The sequence below is a fragment of the Chitinophaga sp. YR627 genome, assembly GCF_900114995.1.
GTDB lineage: Bacteria > Bacteroidota > Bacteroidia > Chitinophagales > Chitinophagaceae > Chitinophaga.
Genome location: NZ_FOUX01000007.1, coordinates 432,572 through 451,970, shown reverse-complemented (window position 1 = coordinate 451,970; position 19,399 = coordinate 432,572). Strand labels below are relative to the sequence as shown.

The following is a 19,399-nucleotide window of genomic DNA, read 5'->3' as shown; positions in this document are numbered from 1 at the left end:
TAATTATTTCATTAAAGGATTTGTATCCAGCTCCCTTTGCGGAATCGGGAAGAAGTATGCTCCGCTGGTGATGACTTTACCATATTGCTGTACCAGTACCTTTTCCATTGTGTTCGTTCTACGCAGATCGAACAAACGGCTGCCCTCAAAAGCCAGTTCCCAGGCACGTTCCTGTATCACTGCATTACGGAATGTAGCAACACTCAATCCGGGCTGTAGGTCGCCAATACCCGCACGGCCGCGTATTTTATTGATAGCCGCATATCCATCTGCTGTTGGTCCGCATGCTTCTGCATAGGTCAGCAGGATATCACTATACCTGATGATAGGAGAGTTTGCACTGGTGGCGTCTCCGATACGTGCCGGATCGATAAACTTACGGGTGAAGGGACGCGAACTACTGCTGATATCCAGCTGATAGGTTTGTCCGTTGTTGGTATAGGAAGACACGATCAATTGTGTTTTCCGGCGATCATTATCTGCATAACTGAAATAAACACCGGATTCCGTACGAAAGTGTCCCCAACCCTGTCCTATATCGATCTTAGCACTATCCGGTTTTAACTGGTTATAAGCGATCGTCATGGGACGGTCCGCAGGCAGGAACATATTCGGCAGTTTTGAAAAACTACCTTCCCTGTCACCACTTCTATCCACGGCAGCATCAAAAATGTGTTCTGTTACAGCCGCCTTTTTATAAATATCAATGTTGAAGATATCCGGTAATGCAGGTGTCAGTGCAAATTCAGACTGACCGGCCACTACTTTCTCTGCATATAATTTTGCCTGTGCATAGAACTCATCCGGATTGGCCACAAAATCATAGCCAGGAGAAGCAGCTGCTTTTGAAGATGCCAGGTGCAGATAGACCTTCGCAAGCAATCCTTCAGCCGCAGGTTGATTGGCACGCCCTTCACTGATACGCGGCTGTGTGATCAATGAATCTGCTGCCTGCAGGTCGCTGATGATCTGTGTATAGATATCTTTGATAGGCGACTTTGCAATAGGTATCTGCGAAGCATCATCAATCGTCGTCGTGCGTAAAGGCACTTCTCCAAACATCCTCACCAGATTAAAGAAATGTAATGCCCGCAGGAAATAGCCTTCTCCGGTGATCTGATTACGTTCTGCGTCTGTCATACCCGGGATCTTTGGTACATTGGCAATCACCGCATTCGCCCTCGCAATACCCCGGTACATATATGTCCAGATATTGTCGAGATCAGGATTGGTAGAGGTTGTACGTAATTCATCCAGTTCGAAATTACCGACACCGGCATCGCCTTTTTGTGTAAGGTTCTCCGTAGGTAATTCTGTGATGATGTAATAACCCCTTGAGTAATAACCTACCTCCGGCAGGATAGAATAGGCATAAATAATCGCTGCGCGCGCATCGTCGGCAGTTTTATAGTATGTCTGCGAATTGATCATCCCATAGGGCTTTTCATCCAGTTTGGAACAGCCCACCAGCGTGGAAACGCCCAACAGGGCGGGGACTATATATCTGTAAGCGAATTTTTTCATGTCTGTAATTTTAACGGATTAGAATACTACATTGGCGCCCAGGGATACAGCACGTGGACGTGGATACGCGCCGTTGTTGATACCACTCTCCCCTACTTCCGGATCAAAGCCTTTATTGAAGCCGGTGAATGTGTAGAGGTTATTACCGGACAGGTATACCCGGAGACTCTTCACAAACTTCACTGCACCTGTATGCAGGTTATAGCCGAATGTAATGTTCTGCACTCTCAGGAAAGAGCCATCAGTCAGGTATAAATCGGAAGCTCTCCATCCACGGGTACCATTTGCCCTTGGATATTCCATACTGGGGTTATCCGGCGTCCAGCGTTGTAACCAGCGGCTGGCAGTCATTTTCTGGAAATCCCAGACGTCTCCGCCCTGTACGCCATAGAGTTGCATAGACAGATCGAACTGTTTATAGCGCACGTTGGTATTTAGACTATAGATAAAATCAGGATTAGGATTGCCGATAATGGTGCGGTCGTAAGAATCTACAATACCATCAGGTTTACCATCCGGACCGGCAATATCCAGGTATTTGATCTCCCCTGGCTGTGCATCTACACCGGTCAGTCCGGCTTTAATACCCTCATCCAGAGTTTGGATAATACCGGCTGTTTTATAACCGTAAAAAGAGAACATGGGCTGTCCTACGGTATAAGTGCTGATCTGCTGGCGAACGGACTCATACAGCGAACCAATAAACACCTGGTTACTCTCTCCCATGGCCACTACTTTGTTGGTATTTTTGGTAAACATTCCTCCTACACTCCAGGTGAAATCTGCCTGATTGATCACATTCGCATTCAGACCGATCTCTATGCCAAGGTTTTCGATCTTTCCGTCATTGATCCACTGCTGGTCATATCCGGCGCTGGGCGCGATGGTCTTCAGTCGCAACAGATCGCTGGTACGTTTGATATAGTAATCGGCACTGATAGTGATCCGCTGATCCAGGAAGCCCATATCAACACCCAGATCGAGTGAGCGGGTAGTTTCCCATTTCAGGCTGTTATTTCCAAGTCCGCCCACGATCGTACGTCCCTGCTCGTCGTTGGCGCCTGCCAGTCCGGGACCAAAACCTGTCTCAAATACGGAACCTGTGAAATACTTATTGGAACCATAGCGGTCCAGCGTCTGATAAGGACTGATACCCTGGTTACCCGTCAAACCATAACTACCCCTTACTTTCAGTTCAGAGAAAAGTCCCAGTTGTTTGATAAAAGGTTCCTCCCCTGCTTTCCAGGCCAATGCTGCGGAAGGAAAAAAGGCCCATTTGTTATTAGCGCCAAACTTGGTGGAACCATCTGCCCTGGCGGTGAGTGTCAACAGGTATTTATCGTTGAAGGTATAGTTACCGCGACCATACCAGGAAGCGAGATTAAAGCGTTGCAGGGAATTGGAGATCAGCATCGTACCGGCAGTTGCCAGGTTTTCGTTCTGCATCACATCGTTAACAAAGTTCTGACCAGTCAGGGAGCTGAACCTGTTCTCCGTCTTCTGATAGGAAAAACCAGCTACCAGGGTAGTTCTGTGCAGTTTGCCAAAGTCTTTATTGATCGTAAAATAGTTCTCATTCAGCAGGTCAAAGTAACTGCCATTGGCAATACTACCGTAGCTGCCTTTATTATCCAGTGCCCGCTGTGTACTGTTCTTCGGGTCGTACAGATCCTGTACGCTGTTGCCTGATTTGGCATTGATAGAAGTACGGAACTGTAACCAGCTGTTGATCCTGAAATTGACATACAGGTTGCCAAGGAAATCAGTGGTTTTGGCGGTGTTCAGTAACTGATTGGCCAGCGCAATAGGATTACCGAAGTCGGTATTGCTGGTACGGAAATAATTACCAGTAGAATCATATACCGGCCAGATCCTGGATCTGCCTACTCCCAGTTGTTGTCCGGTAGCTTTTGTATAGGCCAGGATCACGTTGGTACCTGCGGTAACAGCGTTGGTCAGTTTCTGTTCGAGATTCAATCGGGAGGTATATTTATCATACCCATTTTTGATCACCATACCCTGTTCATTATAATAGTTACCCGATATGGCGTATTTCGTCTTCTCACTACCACCGTCGGCTGTCAGCGTATAGTTCTGCGAGTAAGGATGACGGTAGATCAGATCAACCCAGTCGGTGTTAACCGGCCATTGCGGTTTATTAGGGTCTAAACCGCGTAATTCTGCGATGGAGGGGAAATATACCATCCCTGTACCTACAGGTCTGTAAATGCCTATATAAGGCACATCTGTAGCGATTGCGCCACCATTGATCGCAGCTTCATTAGCGAAGGTGGCATCTTCTACAGGATCCCGCCATATATCCGGCTTATTTGCCAGGAATGATACCGTTTGTAACGTGTTAAATGAAATGCGGCCTTGTCCCTGTTTTCCTTTACGCGTCGTTACCACGATCACGCCATTGGCGCCACGGGAACCATAGATAGCGGCACTGGATGCGTCTTTCAGCACTTCTATGGATTCGATATCTTCCGGGTTGATCTGCTTCAGGTTACCCGCATCTCCCCAGGGATAACCATCTACTACTACCAATGGATCTTTTGATCCATTCAGGGAACTGGCTCCCCGGATACGGATCGTAGCGCCCGCACCGGGAGCGCCACCACCTGTAGTCACCTGTACACCAGCGATCTTTCCCTGGAGCAGCTGATCTACTGAGGCAGCAGGTGTCCTGTTCAGATCACCGCCTTTCAGGGTAGCGACGGCACCCGTCAGGTCGCTCTTTTTGACAGCGCCGTAACCTACGACGACCACGTCATTCAGACTACCAGGCGCCAGTTGCATGTTGACAGTAAAATCATTTTGTGTACCCAATGGGATCTCTTTAGTCTGCATCCCTACATAAGTTACCAGGATTGTCTTCCCCGCCCCGGGAACATCCATGACAAATCTGCCGTCCCCGTCACTGACGGTGGCCGTCTTTGTTTCTTTTACGACTACTGTAGCGCCGGGGAGTGGTTTCGACTGATCATCGAAGACCTTTCCCGTAATCTTTCGCTGCTGCGCATTCACAATGATGGTTGGCAGGCATAGGAATAAAGCGATACTACAGCGTGCAATGAAATTTTTCATAACGCATTCAGTTTTAAAACGTAGAAATAATGAAACAAAAGTAATGGGCATTACAAGGCCTTTTTGGTGCTATTCTATCAGATCATGATCCTCAAACGATATTTGAAAGGAAGCAGTTGAGCATAGGAAATAGTCATTTCAGCATTACCTGTCAGGCAACAGATAGGACTAGTTTTACGGGTAATAAATTCCATATGTCAAATTTTAACGCAAGACTACAGGCATTGCAGGGTGCACATCAGCAACTGATCCAGACAAACAATGAAGCTATACTTCCCGGTAACGGTATTTTCCTCCGGTATAAAAACCCGGTGCTCACAGCAGCGCATGTGCCATTGGAATGGTGTTATGATTTCAACCAGGCATCCAATCCCTATCTCATGACCCGCTTCGGCATCAATGCCGTATTTAATGCCGGTGCTATAAAATGGAAAGGGAAATATATAGTGATCGCACGGGTTGAGGGTTGGGACAGGAAATCCTTCTTTGCGATAGCAGAGAGTGATAATGGTACCGATGGATTTCGCTTCAGAGAATTTCCTATACAAATTCCTGAAACAGCTATACCAGATACCAATATTTACGATATGCGGGTAGTACTGCATGAGGATGGTTATGTCTACGGATTGTTCTGTACGGAACGACGCGATCCTGCGGCCGCTGCCGGTGATCAGTCAGCCGCCATCGCACAATGCGGCATTGTGCGTACAAAAGACCTGAAGACCTGGGAACGCTTACCGGATCTGGTAACTGCCTCTGCGCAACAACGGAATGTGGTATTACATCCGGAATTTGTCAATGGAAAATATATGCTGTATACACGTCCTCAGGATGGTTTCATTGAAGCCGGCAAAGGTGGCGGCATCGGCGTAGGCTATTGCGATAGTATGGAAAAAGCAGTTATCACTACAGAAGCGGTCATCGACAACAAAATGTACCATACCATTGCGGAAGCTAAAAATGGTCAGGGACCCGCTCCTATCCGTACACCACATGGCTGGTTACACCTGGCGCATGGTGTTAGAAATACGGCTGCAGGATTACGTTACACACTATACTTATTCATGACTTCCCTGGACAATCCTGAACAGGTGATCTATAAACCTGCAGGTTATTTTATGGCGCCGGAAGGCGATGAACGTATCGGCGATGTATCGAATGTACTCTTCTCAAATGGCTGGATCGCTGATGAAGACGGACAGGTGTTTATCTATTACGCAAGTAGCGATACGCGTTTGCACGTCGCCACCAGTTCTGTTGAACAGCTGACGGACTACTGTATGCATACGGTTCCCGACGGATTACGCTCCTTTACTTCCGTCGCTGCTTTATACGACATCATTGAAAAAAACAAGGCACTGGTACTCACTGAAATATAAACTATGTCTGCAGCAATCAATCTGAAAGAAAAAGTAGGATATGGCTTTGGCGACATGGCTTCTTCCATGTTCTGGAAGTTGTTTGGCATGTACCTGCTGTTTTTCTATACTGATGTCATGAAACTGGATGCAGCGGCCATCGGCACGATGTTTCTGATCACACGTGTCTGGGATACTTTGTTTGATCCTTTTGTAGGTATCATTACAGACAGGACACAGAGCAGATGGGGAAAATTCCGACCTTATCTCCTGCTAATGGCCCTGCCGTTTGCGATTGCAGGCACCCTGACATTCTATACGCCTTCATTTACCGGCGGCAGCAGACTTGTCTACGCCTATGTCACCTACTCATTAATGATGATGATCTACTCGCTGATCAATGTGCCCTATGCCTCTTTATTGGGTGTGATCAGTAATGACGGTCGTGAACGGAATACATTGGCCTCCTTCAGAATGTCCTTTGCCTTCGCAGGGAGTTTTATGGCACTGGGATTACTGGAGCCGCTGGTGCAATACTTTACACCCTACGGACTGGCTTCCAGTTGGCTATTCGCAGTAGGTATCATCGCCGTGATCTGCCTCTTGCTGTTCCTCTTATGTTTTGCTTGGGTGAAAGAAAGAGTACAGCCGATACAGCAACAATCCGGCAGGTTAAAAGACGACTTTGCCGACCTCCTGCACAACAGGCCCTGGTGGATACTATTAGGCGCTGGTATTGCCGCACTGATCTTTAACTCTATCAGGGATGGTGCGACCGTCTATTATTTCAAATACTATATCACGCAAAACCGGGCATTCAAAGTAGCTGGTATTACTTTCACCTACTCCACCCTTTATCTGCTCACCGGACAACTGGCGAATATCGTAGGCGTCATACTTGCCTCGCCTGTTGCTAACCGGCTTGGGAAGAAGCGTACCTATCTCCTGGCAATGGTCCTGGCTACAGCAGGCAGTTGTTGTTTTTACTTTCTGCAAAAAGAACAACTCACCGGCATATTCGTGCTACAGGCATTGATCAGTATCTGTGCCGGTATCATCTTTCCGCTGTTGTGGAGTATGTATGCAGACATTGCTGATTACTCCGAATGGAAAACCGGAAGAAGGGCTACCGGACTGGTATTTTCTTCCTCCTCCATGTCGCAGAAATTTGGCTGGACAATAGGTGGCGCGCTGACTGGCTGGTTGTTGGGTGTGTTCAATTTTCAGGCAGATACGACATTGGATACAATGGCGCAGACAGGTATTATCAGCATGCTGAGTATTATCCCGGCCATCGGTTCCTTATTAAGTATCGTGTTCATCGCTGCCTATCCTTTATCAGAAAACAAAATGAATGAAATATCCCGTGAACTTGATATCCGACGAAAAACAGCACCTGCCGGCAGACATGCTGAAACAAGAGCTGCTACAGGAGCTTAAGCGCATATTAGACTACTGGGCTACTGAAACAGTAGACGAGATCAATGGCGGTTTTATAGGCCGTATATCTGGCCACAATGTCAAAGATCCTTATGCGGTGAAAGGAAGTGTGCTCAATGCCCGTATACTCTGGACATTTTCCGCCGCCGCTAATCTGTTAAAGACGGATCAGTATTATACACTGGCCACACGTGCCTGGGATTACCTTCGCTCCCATTTTGCTGACAAGGAGCATGGAGGTCTGTACTGGACGGTAGACTATACTGGCAAAGTGGTCGACAGCAAAAAGCAGGTATATGCGATCGCTTTCAGTGTATATGCCTGCAGTGAATATTTTAAGGCAAGTGGCAATGAAGAAGCGAAACAGACTGCTATCGGGTGGTATCGTGATATCCGCCGGCATGCCTATGACAATGTGTATGGTGGATATATAGAAGCCTGTACGGCAAACTGGCAACCACTATCGGACCTCCGTCTGAGCCTGAAGGATGCGAATGAAAGAAAGTCCATGAATACACACCTGCATGTGCTCGAGGCCTGGACTACTTTGTATGAGATATGGCCGGATGAACAGCTGAAAGCGGATATACAGGAATTACTGCTGCTCTTTGATAAGCACATCATTCATCCTTCGACACACCATTTGCAGCTTTTCTTTGCCGATGACTGGACAGTAAAAAGCACGCTGATTTCATATGGACATGATATAGAAGCAGCCTGGCTTTTACAGGAAGCTGCCGTCGTGATTGGAGATGAGCAGGCAATCAGTCGCTTCAGTGCGCAAGCTATTAACCTGGTGCGTGCAGCACTGAAAGGTATGGATAAAGATGGTGGGCTCTGGTATGAATATAACACTGCTGAAGAACACCTCATCACAGAGAAACACTGGTGGCCACAGGCGGAAGCCTTAGTAGGACTGATCAATGCCTGGGAACTGAGTGGAGATCAATACTATCTGGATAAAGCGATGGCCAGCTGGCAATTCATACAGCAGTTCCTGCTGGATAAAAAAGACGGAGAATGGTATTGGGGCGTAGGTATGGATGGGCTACCGATGGATGAAGTAAAGGTCGGATTATGGAAATGTCCCTATCATAATGCAAGGGCGTGTATGGAGGTGGTGAAGAGATTGAAGTGATGTTTTGGGAATATCCCAAAACATCACCTTTATATCATGCTATCTTTTCAAAAAAGTATTCCAGTACCTGTCCTTCCGCCCCTCCTTCACTGATCGCCCATTCCGTATAACCATCTGAGTCTTTCGAACCCGGCCAAAATATCGTCAGCGCCTCATCCACAGGTTTATAGTCCGTATAGTCATAACTATAAAAGATGCTTTTGATCTCCTTAAAATACCTGCTGATCAGCTCTTCTGCGTCTGCATCGTCATCCAGACTGATCGCTCCAAATTTCAGGATATAGGCAGTCCACTCATACACCCTGTCCCTATCCTGCTGTTGATGCGCTTCGCGGATAAGATACAAACCCAGATCATAGATCTCCATTATCGTTAACGCCGGTTCCTCTTTCCGCAATGGCGATCCGTAATCAATATAGATCTTACCCGTTGAAGGTTCCAGATAAGCGACAACATCGTTTTTCTCACTCCATTTCTTCTTAAGATCCCTGTTAAGGAATTGAATATCTTTCTTCTTTAACAGTTTTTCAAAATATGCCTCGTTACCCTTATAATCCGGATGTGCTGTATAATCGATCGTTATCGTATAACCTGTCTGGAGTAAAATGGGCATTACCCTGAAGTTGGTAAACTTACAATCGTACTGTTGCTGAACAGCGTAAAGATTACCTATTATTGTTTTCTTCTCTTCGTTGGTGGTCACTGCTTTATCTACAAGACGAATACCGTATTCTATAAGGCCTTCAATTTGCCACATCGACATGGTTAAGTAGTTTTTGGGTTGAATGATCGAACAATATAATATTTTATTTTAATACCCATTCAATTGACTACCGTCATCACCTGTCACTGTGCAAGCCAATAATGAAATGAGTTGATATATATAGACATGATTCCCGGGCCAGACAGGAGACGGCCGCTCCTGTCTTGGGTACACCCCCGTTTATCACGATTATTTCTTCAAAAATAAGCCTATTATTTCCCGTATTTTAGCCAATGTGCACAGGACGCAAAAACGTGTGCACAGGACGCAAAAACATGTACACGGGACGCCAGATATTGATTCTTTTTATTGATTGCCTGTCTTTTACTTTAGTGTTCTTATCTTACGTTAATCCTACGTTCAGGAATGTAGGATTAACGTAAGATAAGAACACTAAAAACGGCATCTGACAAATAAAATATCTTTAACTTCGGCGCGCTAAAATGGCTATCTCATGAAGAATAATACTCCTGACTGGTATCATCGGCTGAAAGAGAAGTATCCTATTGTATCGGATACAGAATGGGCTTTACTGGACAAAATGACGAAAGTCAAAACGATTAAAAAAGGTGAGAGTTTTTTACGTTACGGCAAAATTGCCCGTTATGCGGCATTTGTAGTATCCGGCCAGTTTGCATTTACGATCATTGATGATGAGGGGAATGAGAAGATCATCCGGTTTGGCTTTGCGGATGATTTTCTGGCCAATTGTGAGAGTTACTACCGGATGGCCGCATCCGCAGTAGCAATTACCGCACTGGAAGATGCCGTGATCAGGAGGATCAATATCAAGCAGTTACAGCCCTTGTATGATCTGCATATGAGTTTGTCAGCCGTAAATTTGCAGATTTACCAGGAATTAGCAGAACAAACATTTGAACATCAATATATTCTATCATTAAAAAGTCCGGTAAAAAGGTATCAGTTCTTACTGAAACACAGACCGGCGATTATCAAAAAGATCTCCCTTACAAATATTGCCAGGTACCTGTATGTAAGCCGTGAAGCGCTTAGCAGGGCCAGATTATTGCTACTGAACAAGGGTCAGCGCTTTTGTGATTGAAATCACGGATTGACAGTTGACAGCTTTCTAGCTTTGTCAAAAAAACATGAAACAACCGTTGATTTTGCTGCACGGCCTGTTTGGAGGCCTGAGCAACTGGAATGATGTGATCGCACACTTTAGAGAAAGATATGATATACACGTTCCTCCCCTCCCGATCTATGATGAACATAAGCAGGAAATTTTAGATTACCTCGTAGCCTCGCTACATGATTATGTTGTCGCAAATAAGCTGAAAGATATGGTATTGGTTGGCAACTCACTGGGTGGCCATGTAGGGATACTATATGCACACCGCTATGCGGAGAATGTAAAAAGTATGCTCCTTACCGGTAGTTCCGGTTTATATGAGAATAATACGCTTGGCAGTTTTCCAAAAAGACATAGCCGCGCCTATATCCAGGAACGCGTTGAGTATACGTTTTATGATGCAAAGACGGCCACACCTGCTTTAGTGGATGAGGTATTTGACATCGTGCGTGATAACCGGAAATGTTTTCGCATCGTAAAAACGGCAAAGACGGCACAACGGAACTACGTTACAAAAGAACTGCCGGAGATACACATACCGGTATTGCTGATATGGGGAGAGAATGATAATATAACGCCACCGGCAGTAGCGGAAGAATTTGAAAGGATGCTGCCCAACGTAAAACTGGTATACATAAAGGAATGCGGCCATGCGCCCATGATGGAGCAGCCGGAGGCATTTAATGCGCTGATGGAACAATTTCTCGAAAATGGTTTATAGCAAATAAAAACCGGAGCATGCCCATATGACTGAACATGCTCCGGTTTTAGTTTATTACCTCTACTTTTATTTTACGGCAGTGGCTTCCAGTTCCACTTTCAATGTTTCAAACAAACTCACCACTTCCATCAAAGTCACGACCTGTTGCAGACCATGTTTAGCGATCCATTCCTGGAGAATAGGAAAGTTGGGCCAGAGCTCCGCGGTATTAGTCGTATAGATCGTTAAGCGTACAATATTCTTAGGCTCGTAACCAGCTTGCGCGAGCACTGTTTCGAGGTTATTGATGGCCAGCTTCAGCTGTGTTTCCATATCATCATTACTGGAGGTACCATCAGGGTATACCGCCGCCTGTCCGGCAACATACAGCGTGCCTGTTACATTCTTCACTTCAACAGCCTGTACGTAACTTCTTTCATCCTGCCATTTCCAGGGATTGATTATTCTCTTTTCCATGTTATCTTAATTTTGCATTGTTTATTTCAATGCAAAGTTTCAGATAAGTCATGCAAAGAATTTTGATATACGTCACGATTTAAAAGTGATATACATCACACCTCCGTTTTACCTGCTGAGTGTTTCCCTCGATACCCCAAGATAAGCAGCAAGCAGACTTTTAGGTACTCTTTGTACAAGTGCGGGCGATTGTTTTACCAGTTGCTCATAACGCTCCTTTGCGTCAGTCGTCAGTAAAGAAAGTATGCGTCTTTGTGCTGCAAGAAAACCGAAGTTAGCTTTCTGCAGAAAGAAACGTTCCATTTTCTGCAACTGATCACACAGTATGCCATAGCCTTCATAAGACAGGCAGTATACTTCGGTGTCCTCCAGGCACTCCAGAGACAGCGTCGCCGGCGTCTGGGTGTGAAAGGCATAATAATCGCTTTCCCACCAGTCCTCCATCGCAAATGATACAATATGCTGCTTTCCACTGTTATCCGTATAAACGAGTTTTAAAAGACCGGATATTACCCAATATGCATATTTCACATTGTCGCCTTCCTGGATGATGTACTGATGCTTTTTGAACTTTTTAGTAGTGAATTGGGCGAGAATGAAGTCAAATTCCTCATCTGTGAGGGGGATAATTTTTTCAATATGTTCACGAAGCTGTTGCTGCATATATTAGGAAGATAGGCCAGAATTGTAGCAAATATGGCAAAATAAATGAAATTATGGGGTTTTTCGGGTCTAAATAGCCTGTTTCAGGCACAAATTACAAAGTTACGCGGTTTGGCTACAAAGTCACTTAATTAGGCTACAGGCATTAAAGCCCCCCAGCTGATCTTTGTGTCACAAAATTTAAAACACAAAGCATATGGGAAGTAAAATATGGTTTATCACAGGGGCATCAAGAGGTTTTGGAAGGATCTGGACAGAAGCAGCCCTGGAGCGGGGAGATAAAGTAGCCGCTACCGCACGTAAATTATCGGCAATAGCAGACCTGAAAGAAAAGTATGGCGATAACGTACTGACGCTTGAGCTCGACGTCACGCAGCCCGAGCAGGTGAAAAGCGTTGTGGAACAGGCACATGCACATTTCGGCAGACTGGATATCGTACTCAACAATGCGGGGTATTCACTGGTAGGTACAATTGAAGAGAGCTCCGCAGAGGATGTACGGGCTTTATACGAAACGAATATCATAGGTCCGATGGCAGTTATCAAGGCAGCCCTTCCATTGTTAAGAAAACAGGGTGGCGGTCATATACTAGGTACTTCCAGTGGTCTTGGCCATTTCACCCTTCCGGTGATCGGCTACTACTGTTCCTCTAAATGGGCATTCGAAGCCATCCACGAAGCCCTGGCCATGGAAGTAAAGGCCTTCGGCATCAAGGTGACCATCATAGAACCTGGTGCATATGCTACGGAGTTTGGTAGTCAGGAGTCATTGAAATTTGCTGCCGGAATGGATATCTATAACGACTTCAAAGGTCAGTTCGTACAAACGCTCTCCACACAGGAAAGAGGCAACCCGGCTGCAACACCGGCGGCACTCTTCAAAGTGGTAGATGCGGAGAACCCTCCGCTGCGCTTTAACCTGGGCAGTCATAACCTGCCAGCCGTTCGTGCGGCTTATGCAGCACGTCTGACAGAATGGGAAGCCTGGAATGACATTTCCGCTGCCGCACAGGGTTAGGAACAATCTTTGACAAATGCAAAATGATAACCGACCTTTGGATCGGTTATCATTTTATACTTTCCGGAACATGAAGAAAGAAGAAAATACACCGTTTAAATTTGATTCGCTCACAGAAGCACACCGTATACTTGGATTGCCTGCTCCCAGACATCCATTGGTGAGTCTTATTAATAGTCCGAATACAACGAGTACCATCAATATGCCGCAGGGGCCGCATCTGCTGAATTATTACAAGGTATCCTACAAACCTAAGTTCAGCGGCAGACTGAGATATGGCCAGAGTTATTACGACTTTGATGAAGGCGGCTTGTTATTTGCCTCTCCCGGACAGATCATCAATCATGGGGATGATGACCGCGCCGTATGTTCTCAATATACATTATTGCTACATCCGGATTTTCTCTGGAACTATCCGCTGGCCAGGAAGATCAAACAGTATGGTTTCTTTTCCTATTCTGCGAATGAAGCCCTGCATCTGTCAGAAGAAGAGGTAGCCACGATCCTCTCCATTTTTGGCATGATCGACAAAGAACTGAACAGCAGGATCGATGAGTTTAGCCAGGATGTGATCGTTTCTCACATTGACTCATTGCTGAACTATGCAAACCGGTTTTACAAACGTCAGTTTATTACGCGAAAAGTAGTGAACAATGACCTCTTAACCCGGCTCGAACAGGAGATAGATAGTTATTTCAATAATGATACCTCTGCCAGTCAGGGCCTGCCTACTGTGCAGTTTCTCGCGGAAAAACTACACCTCTCTCCCAGTTACCTGAGCGATATGCTACGGTCACTGATAGGACAGAACGCACAGCAGTACATTCATGAGAAGCTGGTAGAAAAATCGAAAGAGTTGTTGTCTACGACGAATTTGTCTGTATCTGATATTGCATTCCAGTTAGGCTTTGAACACTCCCAGTCTTTTAGTAAATTCTTTAAGATGAAAGCGAAGATATCTCCCTTACAGTTCAGGCAGTCATTTAACTGATATCGCAACTCAAACGGGTGTCACGTTTGTTATTGCCCAAATGTGAGCAGATTATTATCCGGATCAAGCAGGGAAAACTCCTTTTGTCCCCAGGGTTTTATCTGGAGATGACCATTGGGATGGATAGGTACACCCATGTCCTGCATAGACTGGTATAAAGCAGCTATATCATTCGTCCTGATATAGATCTGACCATAATTTGACCCAGGATCGAGATCTCTGTATTCAAAGAAATGGATCTGAATATGATCCTTCTGCACCATCAGGTAACCATCATAGTCCCCGCCAAAGCGCTCAAATCCCAGTTTAGTTATATAAAAATCTACTGTAGCGGTTTTATCCCTCATGGGCAATTTTGGGTGGACGGCCGTCATCATAAGTGAAAATATTTGATAAAGTACTCCGGCAAATATGCCATTCTTCCATCAGATTCCAATCAGGAAATATTACTGCATAGCCTGGATGCGGCTGAGTATCTCAGGTGTCATTCCGACCCTGCCTTTTTAAAATCAGCCTCCGCCAGGTCTTTCTTTCCCATCTGTGCATACACCTCTCCCCGCTCCTTATATATCGCCATATCATTCGCGTCCAGCGCAATCGCCTCGTTATAATCCTTAATAGCTGCCTTATAATTATTCAGGTACCTGTATGCTAATCCGCGATTCACATAGATCGTCTTATTACCAGGGTCTAACTTAATAGAACTGCTAAAATCCCGGACAGCCTGTTGATAATCCTTTTGCATAGCATAAGCCAATCCGCGGACAGCATAACTCTCCGCCTCTTTTGGCGCTAGTTCAATGGAATTGTTAATGTCTGCAATAGCCAGTGCCGGCTTATTAATGTACGTATAAAGGTTTCCCCTGTAACGATAAGCGACCGCATTAGGCTGACCTTTATTGATTAATATGGTAAAATCTTCAATCGCCGACTCATATGCACCTTTCTGATAATAGGCGAGTCCACGATTATAATAATGCTGTAGCGCATCCGGATCGATCTTAATTGCAGCAGACAAATCAGTAATAGCCGGGTCCAGTTGCTGGGTCTCCACATAGAGTGCACCTCTATAGCCCAATGCGGGAGAAGATTGTGGATCAAGCGTGATCGCACTTGTAAAATCAGCGATGGCTGAGTCTATTTTATTCAGTTTAGCATACAGATAACCGCGGTCACGAAAAGCAGCACTATTTTCGGGAAACAGTGTAATTACTTTTGTATAATCGGCGATTGTCAGTGCATACTTTTCTTCAGGTGAAGAATAGCTGCTGCCTTGGGTAGCGTAGAATTCCGTCGTATCTGCGGTATTTTCAGCCGGAGCGGGACTTTGTTTAGGACCTTTCCCCTGGAGATAGAGATTTTGCAGACCATAATAAGCTTCCGTATTCTCCGGATTCAGTTCGATCGCTTTCTTATAATCCTTTACTGCCTGCTTATTCTTCTCCCGATTCTCATAGGCACGCGCCCGTTGCACATAAGCGCTATCATCTTTGGGGTCGCGGCCGATTTTCTTTGTGTAATCCCTGATCAGAGATTTATCCGATGCACCCACCTGACTGCCAGCTGGATCACCAACTCTTGCATTTAATGCGATTGCCCGGGAGAAATCATTAAAAGACAGCTCCGGAGCGTCAATTTTAGTGTAAAGATATCCGCGGAGACCAAAGGCCCATGCGAAGTTTTCATTCAGATCAATCGCCTTATTCAGGGCAAGAAATGCATGCTTATCATCGCCCTTCCGGATATAGGCAAATCCCAGGTTCGCATACGTGGAATCAGTGGGATGAATGGCGATTGCCTCCGTAAAACTTTGAATAGCCGCATCATAATTCTTTTCTTTCAGATAGTTTTTCCCCTCGGTATAATGTGCGGCAGACCGACTGTTCACTAATAACGTATCCCGCTGACCGTAAGCCATGGTGATGGTCAGCAGCAAAAGGCACAAGACATTTCCTACTAATTTGAGTGGTATGCATTTCATACATGTATAGCTTGGGTTAACAATGCCGAAAGTCCACTAACTACATAAATCGAACCAAAAATGTCAACAGCAGGGTTTGACAACTTTGGAAATAATCTCCATAAAAAAAGCGCTCGAATGAGCGCTTTACGTGTTCCCAGGCATTAAAAAGCCAAAACAGATTGCTATAATATTTCAGATCATCACTCATTTACCTAAATGATCAACATAGTCTCAAAACTTCAATATCTTATCATCATTCTCTTTAACAACACATTCAAACCTTCATTAGAAAACAGGATGCCGTCGCACAATACAAACGACATCCTGGTGTTTGCATTCACACAATCTTAACTACTTCGTTTCACCTTTCTCCGGCAATGCCACGAACTGGATCACATTTTCACCGCTCAGGTATTTTGCGGCAGCTGACTTAACAGAACTACCTGTAATCTGTTTCAATCTCTTTTCCACATCAGGTAATGCCTTCAGTTCTTCTTCTCTTTCCAGTCTGCCAGCAATGTATTGCAGCCAGAACTCATTACTCTTTACCTGCAGCTCGATCTGCGTTCTATATCCGGCTTTAAACTTCTTCAATTCATCACTGGTAGCGCCTTTGCTCTGCAGATCAGCAATATCCTGTGCCACTAATCCTACCAGGTGATCCACATGCTCAGGTGCGCAACCAAAAGATACGTTGATCGCAAAACGCTGATCAGGTTCTTTCACCATGCTACCCTGGGCAGACGGTGTATACACTTCTCCTGCTTTCTCTCTCAGACTGGTCAGCAATCTGTATTGCAGTACTTCCGTCAGGGCCTGCAGCTGCAGGTTTTCTTCAGCACTATAAGCACATTCACCGTTATATACCAGCAACACGGTTGCTTTTTGGCCTTTACCTTTTTCTACCACTTTCACCAGTTTACCTTTCGGCACCTCTCCGTGCAGGGTCACGCCTTTTTCTTTCAGGTTCAGGGCTGGCAATGCACCGAGATAACGCTCCAGCAATGGCTGGATGGTATCTGCATTGAAGTTGCCGACAAAAACGAAATTAGCCTGGGAAGCATCTGCAAAACGGTCCTTGTATATCGCTAATGCTTTATCCAGACTGATACTATCCAGTCTTTCCAGTGTAACCGGACTTGTACGATAGTTATAATTGCTCAATACTGCACTGACAGTATCTCTGAACACATTATTAGGATCGTCGTATCTGTTTCTTACCGCTTCTTTAGAACGTGCAATTGCATTGCTGAATAATACAGGATCTTTACGCGGCGCAGTATAGCGCATGTAAATCAGCTGTAATGCTGTTTCCAGGTCTTCCGTTCTGCAACCGCCATTGATACCCTGGCTACGGCCACCGATATAAGCGCCTACAGCGGCTGACTTTCCGTTCAGCATTTTTGATAACTGAACAGGGGAATATTCACCCAGACCACTACCACCGATAATACCGATCGTATTGGCTGCTGTCGGGAAGTCTTCGTTAGAAAATTTGTTGATGCCTCCCGGTGCAAATGACATGAACTGAATCTGGTCATTCGCATAGTTGGTAGACTTCAGCCATACCTTGATACCATTGCTCAATGTCAGCTGTTTGATATCCAGTGCAGCAACAGTAGACTGAGAGACTACTTTACCACCCGTTGGAATTGTTTTCAGCAACACGCTGGTAGCGGTGGAATCGTTGTAAGGCTTAATAGCGGCAACGGCCATCTTGTTAAACCAGCTCTCGATAGTAGCTGAATCAGGCAGATTACCTTTTTCTTTTTCAGGCGCTACCAGGAAGATATCCCTGTTGGTCGTTGTAATAAACCGGGTACCCACCGCTTTAATATCTTCCAGGGTGATACCAGGTAAAGTTGCTTTTACAAAATCATACTCCCAGTCGAAACCCGGTGCAGCAGCTCCATCCAGGAACAAACGCTGATATTCGGACACATAACTGCTGGAAGGCGTTTTGCTTTTTTCCTGTTTAGCGGCGTCCATGCTGGTAGCATAGGCCAGCTTCACCCTGTCCAGTTCTGCCTGGGTAAAACCATAACGTTTTACCTGTTCGATCAGCTGCCAGGTATCTGTAAATGCTTCCTGCAGTTTACCTGGTTTCGCAGTAATGGAATAAGTGAATTGCTCCAGACCACCGGAAAAACCACCCACACCTGCTTTCACACCCAGATATGGCGGATTCTCCTGCTGACTCAACTCTCCTATTCTATGACTCAACATCTGATTGAACAGAGATGTTGTCATCGCATTCCTGTAATCAGCCGTCGTGATCAGTTTGGAACCCGGATGTTTTACCAGCATCTCCAGTTCGGTAGCTGTCAATTCCGGATCAGTGATAGTTCTGAACTGGTTCTTACCTGTCAGTTCTATTTTATATGCAGGACGCGGACGCTCATTAGCTGGATTCTTCAGGTCGGCAAACTGCTTTCTGATCTGTTTTTCAACAGCGTCCACATTTACATCACCTACCACGATCAGGGCCTGCAGGTTCGGTCTGTACCAATCCTTGTAAAATCTGTGAATAGTTGCTACCGGGAAGGTCTTCAGGATACTGTCGGTGCCGATAGGCGATCTGAAAGCATACCTTGAATTATTAAATAATATTGGAATAGTTTGCTGTTGGATCCTGTTACCTACGCCTTCCTGTAGTCTTTTCTCTTCCAGGATAACGCCTCTTTCCTTATCAACATCACCTGCATCCAGGATCGCTTCCTGCGCCCAGTCACGCATGATATTCAGCCCTTTACCTACCATAGCGGGATTATCCGTAGGGATAGGCAACTGATATACGGTTTCATCAAAAGAGGTATAGGCATTCAGATCAGCGCCAAATCTCACACCTGCTTTCTGCAGATAATCGATCAGGTCATTCTTCTTAAAATGTGTGGTACCGTTGAAGTTCATGTGCTCCATGAAGTGTGCCAGCCCCTGTTGGTCCTCATCTTCCAGAATGGAACCTACTTTATTGACCAGGTAAAAGAACGCTCTTTTTTCCGGCTCTGCATTTCTACGGATATAGTAGGTAAATCCGTTTGGCAACTTACCTGTACGAACTGCTGTATCAAGTGGCATAGGCTGGCCCTGCTGTTGCGCAAAAGCTGATTTTCCATTTACCAGCAACAGCATTAACCCTGCAGCAGCCCAATGGCGATAGTGCATAATTTGTTTTTTTTGT

General features: G+C 45.5%; 15 protein-coding genes. 7 read left to right on the top strand and 8 right to left on the bottom strand.

The annotated features are described in order from the left end of the window. Nucleotides 1–3: 3 nt before the first annotated feature. Both BMZ72_RS33990 and BMZ72_RS33985 read right to left on the bottom strand, forming a co-directional pair. Entirely contained in the window at nt 4–1,524 is a 1,521-nt protein-coding gene (locus BMZ72_RS33990) for a RagB/SusD family nutrient uptake outer membrane protein (protein WP_089815584.1), read from the bottom strand. A gap of 18 nt (nt 1,525–1,542) precedes the next feature. Beyond that, entirely contained in the window at nt 1,543–4,614 is a 3,072-nt protein-coding gene (locus BMZ72_RS33985; RefSeq protein WP_177223015.1) for a SusC/RagA family TonB-linked outer membrane protein, read from the bottom strand. Nucleotides 4,615–4,808: 194 nt separating this feature from the next. On the opposite strand from BMZ72_RS33985, the gene BMZ72_RS33980 reads away from it, so the two are divergent. From BMZ72_RS33980 to BMZ72_RS33970, 3 genes are read left to right on the top strand one after another with little or no spacing between them, the layout of a single operon-like run. Next, the gene (locus BMZ72_RS33980) at nt 4,809–5,993 is read left to right on the top strand and encodes a glycoside hydrolase family 130 protein (protein ID WP_089815580.1); all 1,185 of its coding nucleotides are present in this window, start codon (nt 4,809–4,811) and stop codon (nt 5,991–5,993) included. A gap of 3 nt (nt 5,994–5,996) precedes the next feature. After that, nucleotides 5,997–7,412, top strand: a complete 1,416-nt coding sequence (locus tag BMZ72_RS33975) for an MFS transporter (protein ID WP_089815579.1) — start codon at nt 5,997–5,999, stop codon at nt 7,410–7,412. Beyond that, nucleotides 7,339–8,550, top strand: a complete 1,212-nt coding sequence (locus tag BMZ72_RS33970) for an AGE family epimerase/isomerase (RefSeq protein WP_089815677.1) — start codon at nt 7,339–7,341, stop codon at nt 8,548–8,550. Before BMZ72_RS33975 ends, BMZ72_RS33970 begins: the two co-directional genes overlap by 74 nt. Nucleotides 8,551–8,584: 34 nt before the next feature. Here the strand turns inward: BMZ72_RS33970 and BMZ72_RS33965 are convergent, their stop codons facing one another. Then, a complete protein-coding gene (locus tag BMZ72_RS33965; protein ID WP_143087854.1) occupies nt 8,585–9,313 on the bottom strand; it encodes a hypothetical protein in 729 nt (242 codons plus the stop codon). A gap of 454 nt (nt 9,314–9,767) precedes the next feature. On the opposite strand from BMZ72_RS33965, the gene BMZ72_RS33960 reads away from it, so the two are divergent. Next, entirely contained in the window at nt 9,768–10,376 is a 609-nt protein-coding gene (locus BMZ72_RS33960) for a Crp/Fnr family transcriptional regulator (RefSeq protein ID WP_089815575.1), read from the top strand. A 46-nt stretch (nt 10,377–10,422) separates the two neighbouring features. Continuing rightward, entirely contained in the window at nt 10,423–11,127 is a 705-nt protein-coding gene (locus tag BMZ72_RS33955) for an alpha/beta fold hydrolase (protein WP_089815572.1), read from the top strand. A 66-nt stretch (nt 11,128–11,193) separates the two neighbouring features. Here BMZ72_RS33955 and BMZ72_RS33950 read toward each other — a convergent pair whose 3' ends face one another. Further along, the gene (locus tag BMZ72_RS33950; RefSeq protein ID WP_089815570.1) at nt 11,194–11,583 is read right to left on the bottom strand and encodes a RidA family protein; all 390 of its coding nucleotides are present in this window, start codon (nt 11,581–11,583) and stop codon (nt 11,194–11,196) included. 108 nt (nt 11,584–11,691) lie between these two features. Next, a complete protein-coding gene (locus BMZ72_RS33945; protein WP_089815568.1) occupies nt 11,692–12,246 on the bottom strand; it encodes a Crp/Fnr family transcriptional regulator in 555 nt (184 codons plus the stop codon). A 196-nt stretch (nt 12,247–12,442) separates the two neighbouring features. Between BMZ72_RS33945 and BMZ72_RS33940 the strand changes: the two genes are divergently transcribed. Continuing rightward, entirely contained in the window at nt 12,443–13,264 is an 822-nt protein-coding gene (locus tag BMZ72_RS33940) for an SDR family NAD(P)-dependent oxidoreductase (RefSeq protein ID WP_089815566.1), read from the top strand. 70 nt (nt 13,265–13,334) lie between these two features. Beyond that, nucleotides 13,335–14,255 carry a helix-turn-helix domain-containing protein gene (locus tag BMZ72_RS33935; RefSeq protein ID WP_089815675.1) on the top strand — a complete coding sequence of 307 codons (921 nt, stop codon included), beginning with the start codon at nt 13,335–13,337 and terminating at the stop codon, nt 14,253–14,255. 29 nt (nt 14,256–14,284) lie between these two features. Here the strand turns inward: BMZ72_RS33935 and BMZ72_RS33930 are convergent, their stop codons facing one another. The 3 genes from BMZ72_RS33930 to BMZ72_RS33920 all read right to left on the bottom strand — a co-directional run bounded on the left by BMZ72_RS33930 (nt 14,285) and on the right by BMZ72_RS33920 (nt 19,383). Further along, complete coding sequence (locus BMZ72_RS33930) at nt 14,285–14,629, bottom strand: bleomycin resistance protein (protein ID WP_255373368.1); 345 nt, start codon at nt 14,627–14,629, stop codon at nt 14,285–14,287. Nucleotides 14,630–14,739: 110 nt separating this feature from the next. Beyond that, entirely contained in the window at nt 14,740–16,236 is a 1,497-nt protein-coding gene (locus BMZ72_RS33925) for a tetratricopeptide repeat protein (protein ID WP_089815563.1), read from the bottom strand. A 333-nt stretch (nt 16,237–16,569) separates the two neighbouring features. Beyond that, complete coding sequence (locus BMZ72_RS33920; RefSeq protein WP_177223014.1) at nt 16,570–19,383, bottom strand: M16 family metallopeptidase; 2,814 nt, start codon at nt 19,381–19,383, stop codon at nt 16,570–16,572. Nucleotides 19,384–19,399: the final 16 nt, after the last annotated feature.

Bases quoted from the DNA above. Each gene is read 5' to 3' on its own strand.
- BMZ72_RS33990 (WP_089815584.1), bottom strand. From the start codon at position 1,524: ATGAAAAAATTCGCTTACAGATATATAGTCCCCGCCCTGTTGGGCGTT.
- BMZ72_RS33985 (WP_177223015.1), bottom strand. From the start codon at position 4,614: ATGAAAAATTTCATTGCACGCTGTAGTATCGCTTTATTCCTATGCCTG.
- BMZ72_RS33980 (WP_089815580.1), top strand. From the start codon at position 4,809: ATGTCAAATTTTAACGCAAGACTACAGGCATTGCAGGGTGCACATCAG.
- BMZ72_RS33975 (WP_089815579.1), top strand. From the start codon at position 5,997: ATGTCTGCAGCAATCAATCTGAAAGAAAAAGTAGGATATGGCTTTGGC.
- BMZ72_RS33965 (WP_143087854.1), bottom strand. From the start codon at position 9,313: ATGTCGATGTGGCAAATTGAAGGCCTTATAGAATACGGTATTCGTCTT.
- BMZ72_RS33960 (WP_089815575.1), top strand. From the start codon at position 9,768: ATGAAGAATAATACTCCTGACTGGTATCATCGGCTGAAAGAGAAGTAT.
- BMZ72_RS33955 (WP_089815572.1), top strand. From the start codon at position 10,423: ATGAAACAACCGTTGATTTTGCTGCACGGCCTGTTTGGAGGCCTGAGC.
- BMZ72_RS33950 (WP_089815570.1), bottom strand. From the start codon at position 11,583: ATGGAAAAGAGAATAATCAATCCCTGGAAATGGCAGGATGAAAGAAGT.
- BMZ72_RS33945 (WP_089815568.1), bottom strand. From the start codon at position 12,246: ATGCAGCAACAGCTTCGTGAACATATTGAAAAAATTATCCCCCTCACA.
- BMZ72_RS33940 (WP_089815566.1), top strand. From the start codon at position 12,443: ATGGGAAGTAAAATATGGTTTATCACAGGGGCATCAAGAGGTTTTGGA.
- BMZ72_RS33935 (WP_089815675.1), top strand. From the start codon at position 13,335: ATGAAGAAAGAAGAAAATACACCGTTTAAATTTGATTCGCTCACAGAA.
- BMZ72_RS33930 (WP_255373368.1), bottom strand. From the start codon at position 14,629: ATGACGGCCGTCCACCCAAAATTGCCCATGAGGGATAAAACCGCTACA.
- BMZ72_RS33925 (WP_089815563.1), bottom strand. From the start codon at position 16,236: ATGAAATGCATACCACTCAAATTAGTAGGAAATGTCTTGTGCCTTTTG.
- BMZ72_RS33920 (WP_177223014.1), bottom strand. From the start codon at position 19,383: ATGCACTATCGCCATTGGGCTGCTGCAGGGTTAATGCTGTTGCTGGTA.